Annotated in this window: 3 protein-coding genes; all 3 read left to right on the forward strand. The window is 66.9% G+C overall.

The window, feature by feature from the left end:
- Positions 1-510: ABC transporter permease (locus EOA60_RS32080; protein ID WP_164899740.1), on the forward strand; the 510-nt coding region annotated here is incomplete at its 5' end.
- Positions 507-1,397: an ABC transporter ATP-binding protein gene (locus EOA60_RS32085; protein ID WP_095824266.1), complete on the forward strand. Its 891-nt coding sequence runs from the start codon at positions 507-509 to the stop codon at positions 1,395-1,397. The genes EOA60_RS32080 and EOA60_RS32085, both read left to right, overlap by 4 nt.
- The coding region (locus tag EOA60_RS32090; RefSeq protein WP_128312562.1) for an ATP-binding cassette domain-containing protein at positions 1,390-1,598 on the forward strand (209 nt) is incomplete at its 3' end. The genes EOA60_RS32085 and EOA60_RS32090, both read left to right, overlap by 8 nt.

Below are 1,598 nucleotides of genomic sequence, written 5' to 3' on the forward strand. Positions count from 1 at the left end.
GACCGCGTCATCTCGCGCATCGTCGATGTCTGGATGGCCTTCCCGCCGGTGCTGTTCGCGATCCTTCTGGTCGCGGTGCTGGGCACCGGCTTGAGCTCCGTCATCATCGCCATCGCCGTCATCGACTGGACGCGGTTCTGCCGCGTGATCCGCGCCGAGGCGATGGGTCAGGCGCGCATGGACTATGTCGAGAGCGCGCACATCGCCGGCTATGGCCGCATCGGCATCATGCTGCGCGAAGTCCTGCCCAATGTGCTGCCGTCAGTGGTGGCGCTCTTGTCGCTTGAGATGGGCATCGCCGTCATTGTCGAGGCGATCCTCTCCTTCGTCAATCTGTCGATCTCGACCGACGATCCGACCTGGGGCGGCATCATCGCCGAAGGCCGGCTGTCGATCCACCAGGCCTGGTGGGTGCTGGTGTTCCCGCTGATCACATTGATCCTCACCGTGCTGTCCTTCAGCCAGTTCGGCGAAGGATTGAAGGCGCGATTCGATCCGGTGCTGCGATGAGCGCCAATATGGAACCATGCCTCGAAATCCGCTCCTTGAGCGCCGTGCTGCCCAACGGCCAGCGCGTGCTGCGCTCGGTGTCGCTCACCGTGCAGCCGGGCGAAGTCCGCGCGCTGGTCGGCGAGAGCGGCGCCGGCAAGACGATGATCGGCAAGGCGGTGCTCGGCGTGCTGCCGAAGAGCGTGCGCATCGTCGAGGGCGAGATGCTGATCGAGGGCGAGGATCTCGGCCGCCTCGATGCGAAGGCGCGGCGGACGCTGATCGGCGCGCGTACCGCGCTGATCCCACAGGACCCGCTCACCGCGCTCAACCCGTCGCGCCGCATCGGCCCGCAGATGACCGACCGGCTGGTGCGCATCCTCGGCTGGAGCGGCGAGAAGGCAGACAAGCGTATCCGGCAGTTGCTCGACGAGGTGCAGATCCGCGAGCCCGAACGTGTTCTGAAATGCTATCCGCACGAGCTCTCCGGCGGCATGCGCCAGCGCGTGCTGATCGCGGCCGCCTTCGCCGCCGAGCCCAGGCTGATGGTCGCCGACGAGCCGACGACGGCGCTGGACGTGACCGTGCAGAAGCAGATCCTGCGCCTCATCGCGCAATTGCAGCGCAACCACGGCACGGCGCTTCTGTTCGTCACGCACGATCTCGGTGTCGTCGCCAAGATCAGCCAGAAAGTGTCGGTGCTCTATGCCGGCAAGGTGGTCGAAGAAGCCGCGACCGCTGACCTCTTCGCATCGCCGCAGCACCCCTACACGCGGGCGCTGATCGCGGCGACGCCGCGCTATACCGATCCCTACGCATCGCTGAAGCCGGTGAACGAAACCGTGCTGGCCGGGCTCGCGGACGAGATCGCGGGCGCCGACAGGGCGTGGAGGCCAAGCCATGGCTGAGCCACTGTTTTCCGTCCGCGGGCTGAAGGTGGCGCTGCCCGACATGACGCGCAAGCCGCTGATCGGCCGGGCGCCACTGGCCGAGATCCTCAAAGGACTGGACTTCGACCTGCCCAAGGGATCGGTGACCGGCATCGTCGGCGAATCCGGTTCCGGCAAGTCGACGCTCGGCCGCGCGCTGGTGCGGCTGATCGAGCCGAG

The organism is Mesorhizobium sp. M1A.F.Ca.IN.020.06.1.1, from assembly GCF_004023265.1.
GTDB lineage: Bacteria > Pseudomonadota > Alphaproteobacteria > Rhizobiales > Rhizobiaceae > Mesorhizobium.